Origin of the sequence: Methylophaga sp. UBA5088 (genome assembly GCF_002414625.1) — a bacterium.
GTDB classification, from domain to species: Bacteria; Pseudomonadota; Gammaproteobacteria; order Nitrosococcales; family Methylophagaceae; genus Methylophaga; species Methylophaga marina.
Genome location: NZ_DIAC01000072.1, coordinates 54,873 through 60,500 on the forward strand (window position 1 = coordinate 54,873; position 5,628 = coordinate 60,500).

Consider the following 5,628-nt stretch of genomic DNA (forward strand, 5'->3'; position numbering starts at 1 on the left):
CGTTACTGAAGCAGACCGGCCTTATTCTCGGGCCGGTCTTTTCTTTTTCTTCCATGTGAAACCACTATGAACCAGCTATCAAATACATCAACGATAGCGATGTCAGATTGGCATGCGCTTATTCGTCAGATGGAAACCAGCATCAATAACACGATTCTCGGTCAGGAACACATTGTCAGATTAATGACCATTGCCACCCTGTCCAGAGGGCATATCCTGCTTGAAGGTGATGTCGGTGTCGGTAAAACGACCTTATTGAAAACGGTAGCCGAATGTCTGGGTGGTAACTTTGAACGGATTGAAGGCACCATCGATCTGATGCCGCACGATCTCGTTTACTACACCTATATTGCCGAAAATGGTAAACCAGGCGTGAGTTCAGGACCGGTTCTGAAACATGGCGATGAACTCTCTATCTTCTTTTTCAATGAGATTAACCGAGCACGGCCACAAGTCCACTCTTTATTATTAAGAGTCATGGCTGAACGCAGCGTGCATGCATTTAACCAAACACACTATTTCCCTCATTTGCAGGTGTTTGCTGACCGTAATCGTATTGAAAAAGATGAAACCTTTGAGCTGCCTGCAGCGGCACGTGACCGTTTTATGATGGAACTGCATGTCGAGCAGCCAAAGTCAGAAACACAACTGAAAGATCTGATGTTCAATCCTCGTTTTCATGATGCTGACAAACTGGTTGATTCTGCTGATAAAGCAGTCGTACCGTTTCAGCAACTTAATGATATTGCGGTTGCCATTCAAGAGCATGTTCACACCAGTGAAAAAGTGCAGGACTATGGCTATCATCTCTGCCGCGCTCTACGTGAACCGGCTGAGTATGGCATTCAAATCACCGATGTGGATACCAACAATATGATCCGTGGTGGTATGGGACCACGCGGTATTAGTTATCTGGCTCGTGGAGCCAAAGTTAATGCCTGGCTGAATGGGCGTGATGCGCTTGTGCCAGAAGATTTCCATATGATCATCCGGCAGATAGCCAAACATCGATTATTCTTGAATCCTGTCTATGACTATAACCGTGATGATATTGTTGAATCACTTATCACGGCTGCGTTGAATACCATTCAATCGCCATGAATCAAACCTTTGATTACAAAACCACTGGCTTGATCAGTGGCTTGATGCTGGGCTCTCATAAAAGCCGGCAGCGTGGTACAGGATCGGATTTCTATAAGAAATCATTATTTTTAGATGAACCAGATACGTCACGTTTGGATTTAAATGCCAGCCTGACTGATCCGTTTGAGTCCCTGCATGTCAAAAGTTACCGACAACGCAGCAAAATCGATGTGATATTACTTATCGATGGCTCATCCTCGATGCTTTATGGCGAGAAAGCGACCTTAATGCATCACGTGTATGAGAGCACCAAAGCCTCTGTCGAGGCCGCTAATGACCGTTTTTCATGTTATCTGCTCAAAGAAAAACTTATTAAGCTGGATGATGCGGATGCTCTGACCACAGAATTAACTAACCTCCAGCCCGAGTCTAATCAGGCTGAAGCCACTCAACAAGTTTTTCCGATCTTGCCTGGCAAGCCGGCACTGGTATTTTTAGTCTCTGATTTTCACTGGCCGGAAACACAATTGCAGTCATTGCTGACTGTATTGTCAGCCCATTTGGTGGTGCCTATGGTGTTATGGCAATCCAAAGAATTTCTCGACTTTCCATTATGGCGATTTGTCGAGTTGACTGATCTTGAAACAGGAGCCAGTTCTCTGGTGTTTATCACCCGCGATCAAAAACAAAAAATTCAGCAGCAATATGACGATCGTAAAACCTATCTCACGCAACAGTTTCGTCGATTTAATCAACATCCCTTTTGGTTGATTGATCACTATGATGCCAGACAAATGAGTCGATACTTTTCGATGCAGTAGGAACCATTATGAAGCTTTTTAACACCATTTCACTGCTTTTAGGCTTATTTCTGCTTTCTGCTATCTGCTCTGCAAAGCCTCATATTCCAGGCCAACTTATCAAAATGGATCAAGGACGAAGTTATGGCTTGGTGGTTGGCGATATCATTGAACATCAATATCTGATCGCTATCGATACAGCGTATTCTCTGTCACCCTCATCTCTTCCCGTTGAGGGTGAATTAACCTACTGGCTTGATTTGAATAGCGTCGATATGACCTCCGATCAACGGGGAACAAAAAAGCTCTATCATCTTACCCTTCGCTATCAAACTTTTTACGCACCACTCGATGTCCGCAAATTACTTATTCCTGAACAACAGTTAGTATTCACTGACAACTCAAATCAACGGTTTGAAATATCACTACCCGAATGGTATTTCACTATGTCACCGATAAAAGAAGTTGTTTCAAGTGGTGTGGGTAATGATGATGGTAGTGATGGTTTTATGAAGCCCGATATCGCCCCCAGAACGCATTCACTTTCACGCTATCAATCGCCCATCATCATTTATGCCAGTTTATCTGTGATAGCTTTGCTTATCTGGGCAGCGCTCGCAGGGTTATTACCCAAGTTGAGTACTTCACCTTTTCACAAGGCTAAGCGTCAAATCAAACGCATCAAACGCCAAAAAAATATAACGTCTGAACAAGTGCAACAGGGTATGCAAGCGATGCATGATGCGTTGAATGCGCGGGCCAAGCAGACCTTGTTTGCCTCACAAATTGATGACTTTATTCATCGACACCCACAATTTAATGAAAGTCGCGGACAAATTGAAGATTTCTTTCAGCAATCCAGAAGCGTTTTTTTCTTTGATAAAGAAGCTAAACCCACTATCTTGATGGATTGTATCCGTCTATGCGACAGACTCGCGGCCGCTGATAAAGTCGTGCAGAGTAACTCATGAATCTTGCTTTTCATCTGCCCTGGCTGCTGGTTTTATTACCACTCAGCTTATTACCTTTTTTTAACAGTTTGTTTGACCGTCATGCGACGCCCAGCAGACAGCTGATCAAGCTGAATCCACTCACTATCTGGCTAAATCGCTTAATAAAGCTCTCTGCCGCTTTTGCTATAGCGTCAGTCATTATTGGACTTGCGGGTTTACACAGCCTAGAGCAAACGGTGACACGAACAGGAAAAGGTGCACATATTGTGTTTGTGCTGGATCGAAGTGCGAGCATGAATGAGACCTTTGGCGGTCAGACACCTGATGAAAATGAGCAGTCAAAAGCTCAGGCTGCCAGACGTTTATTATCGGAATTCGTTAATCGTCGTCCACATGATTTGTTTGGGGTAGCCGGTTTTAGTACACAGCCTTTTTATATCAGCCCATTAACTGAACATAAAAGCGCGATTCAGGCTGCAATCAATAGCCTGGAAACACCTGGATTAGCGTTTACCAACGTCGCTAAGGGTCTAGGAATGGGTCTAAGCTACTTTAAAGATCAACCCCATACTGGCTCTCGCGTGATTGTCTTAGTCTCTGATGGGGCGGCAACATTAGATCATCGAGCCCAGAAAACCCTAAGGGAATGGTTTGAACGTTATCGAGTCAGCTTGTATTGGTTCTTTTTACGTACAGAAAACGGACAAGGCATCTTTACCGAGCCAAAATCACATCGTGACGATAATCCCAGAGTCATGCCTGAACGCCATTTACATAAGTTTTTCAATACGTTATCTGTGCCCTACCACGCATATGAAGTTGATACCGCCGAATCACTTCAGGCTGCCATTGCAGAGCTGGATGAATTGGAAAGTTTACCTTTGATTTATCAGGAAAAACTACCAAAACAAAGTCTGGCAGCTTGGTGTTATGGCTTTGCCTTATTTTTTGTATTACTTCTCGTTGCGGTGAAATTTTTGGAGAAACGCTCATGATGTTGCGTCGTCGTTATATACAACATCTTATGTTGGTGATTAGTTTGGTTTTTCTCACCTTACTGAGTCTGCAAATATTGGAAAGACAGCATCAAAAAGAGATTAACGAGGCCATACAACTTTTACAGTCTCCTCGTTTGGTAGAGATGAATGAAATTGATCTGACAGAGCCTGAATTACAGTTTGCCTATGCCCATCATTTGCAACAGCGAGGCATGTTTGAAGACGCGGTTGATGCCTATGGTAGAGCCGAACGTATGAGCTCTCCTGCCATGCTGAAACTGGTCTATTACAATATGGGGAATCTCTATCTACAACAGGCGATTGAGACAGCAGAGAAGATGGGTATTGATCGTGCCACAGCACTGGCCGATGTCGCTAAAGATCTCTATAAATCAGCATTAAAAAATGATCCTGAGTTCTGGGCAGCAAAATACAACTATGAAGCAGCGCAGCGACTCTCTCGTGATTTACCTCTTGGTGATTTACAAGAGTCAGGTGAAGCACAAGAAAGCTCCGAAGAATTATGGTCAGCCATGCCTGGCTTCCCCCTAGGTTTGCCTTAGGTTGTTGTTATGAAGCGCTTATATGCATTGATAGCCTCTGCAATATTATTGCTTATCGCTATTGTTCTGCCGCCTTTGCCCTTCACTGTGAAAAGCTATGACTTTGTGTTTGTGCTTGATATTACACGTAGCATGAATGTGCAGGATTACTCCGATAAACAGGGGGGCGCCATCAGTCGCTTAGAAAAAGCAAAATCGGCCATGCTCAATGCGGCAAGAAATCTACCATGTGGTTCAAAAGTCGGCTTGGCTGTGTTTACAGAACGTGTTCCAGCTCTACTCTATTCACCTATCGAAGTCTGTAATGATTATCCGGTACTTGAGGCCAGTATTGATGCACTTGACTGGCGTATGGCATGGGTCGCTGACAGCAATATCGGACAAGCCCTATATAACACCCGTGAGCTGATGATGAATGACGTTCTTGCAGGAAGTAAGCTGGTGTTTTTCACCGATGGTCATGAAGCACCACCCGTGAATCCACGCTATGCCCCCGATTTCAGTTACCTGGATACCGAAGAGCAAAAAGAAAATTGGAAAGCCGGCATCATCATTGGTGTTGGCGAACTTGGCTTGAGTAAAATCCCGAAATTTGATGAAGACGGTGTGCAGATTGGCTTTTATACCGCTGAAGATGTGCCTCATGCCTCTCGCTTTGGTTTGCCAGAAGACCCAAGTAAAGTAGAAGGATATATCCCTCGTAATGGCCCTTGGGGAACAGCCAAAGTGGTCGGTACTGAACACATGTCCAGCCTCAAACAAGACTATTTAATGGATCTCGCTCAGCAAAATCATATGCTTTACCATCATCTGGAAAACAATGCCGCGATGGCTAAAGCCCTGCAAAAAAATGACTTTGCTTATGAAGCCAAACAACCCACTCAATTCAACAATATAGCAGCCGCCCTGGCCTTATTCCTGCTTCTGTATTGCTATCAACCTTTCAGAAAGAAATGGGCTATATAATTTAACTAAGCTACCAGAGCTCCAGTCTTAAAGTTAAGTATATTCAGCCGAAATTCAAGCTGTCTCGCTGCTTGTTCTTCATTTTTGTATTCTGTTTCATCTGCCCTAATAAATCTATACATGGCTAACGTAGCTCCGATGAGAAGCGCCTGTAGGATTGAGTCGCACGAGGAATTCATCCCCTCTATTAGACAATAGAGGCCCAGCAGCCAATTTCTTTTTTTATGTTGCTAGAGTCAAGCAAGAAACTCAGAAAGTGAAGAGC

Annotated in this window: 6 protein-coding genes; all 6 read left to right on the forward strand. The window is 44.0% G+C overall.

The genetic code is table 11. From position 1 onward, the window contains the following. Positions 1 to 66 precede the first annotated feature (66 nt). The 6 genes from B4K20_RS09290 to B4K20_RS09315 are packed head-to-tail and all read left to right on the forward strand — an operon-like array spanning position 67 to position 5,363. Positions 67 to 1,101: an AAA family ATPase gene (locus B4K20_RS09290; RefSeq protein ID WP_289282678.1), complete on the forward strand. Its 1,035-nt coding sequence runs from the start codon at positions 67 to 69 to the stop codon at positions 1,099 to 1,101. Then, positions 1,098 to 1,904 carry a hypothetical protein gene (locus B4K20_RS09295; protein WP_289282679.1) on the forward strand — a complete coding sequence of 269 codons (807 nt, stop codon included), beginning with the start codon at positions 1,098 to 1,100 and terminating at the stop codon, positions 1,902 to 1,904. Before B4K20_RS09290 ends, B4K20_RS09295 begins: the two co-directional genes overlap by 4 nt. Before the next feature lie 8 nt (positions 1,905 to 1,912). Then, the gene (locus tag B4K20_RS09300) at positions 1,913 to 2,854 is read left to right on the forward strand and encodes a hypothetical protein (protein WP_289282680.1); all 942 of its coding nucleotides are present in this window, start codon (positions 1,913 to 1,915) and stop codon (positions 2,852 to 2,854) included. Beyond that, complete coding sequence (locus B4K20_RS09305; RefSeq protein WP_289282681.1) at positions 2,851 to 3,831, forward strand: vWA domain-containing protein; 981 nt, start codon at positions 2,851 to 2,853, stop codon at positions 3,829 to 3,831. The genes B4K20_RS09300 and B4K20_RS09305 overlap by 4 nt, the downstream gene beginning before the upstream one ends. Continuing rightward, a complete protein-coding gene (locus tag B4K20_RS09310; protein ID WP_289282682.1) occupies positions 3,828 to 4,397 on the forward strand; it encodes an MxaK protein in 570 nt (189 codons plus the stop codon). Before B4K20_RS09305 ends, B4K20_RS09310 begins: the two co-directional genes overlap by 4 nt. A gap of 9 nt (positions 4,398 to 4,406) precedes the next feature. Beyond that, a complete protein-coding gene (locus B4K20_RS09315) occupies positions 4,407 to 5,363 on the forward strand; it encodes a vWA domain-containing protein (protein WP_289282683.1) in 957 nt (318 codons plus the stop codon). Positions 5,364 to 5,628: the final 265 nt, after the last annotated feature.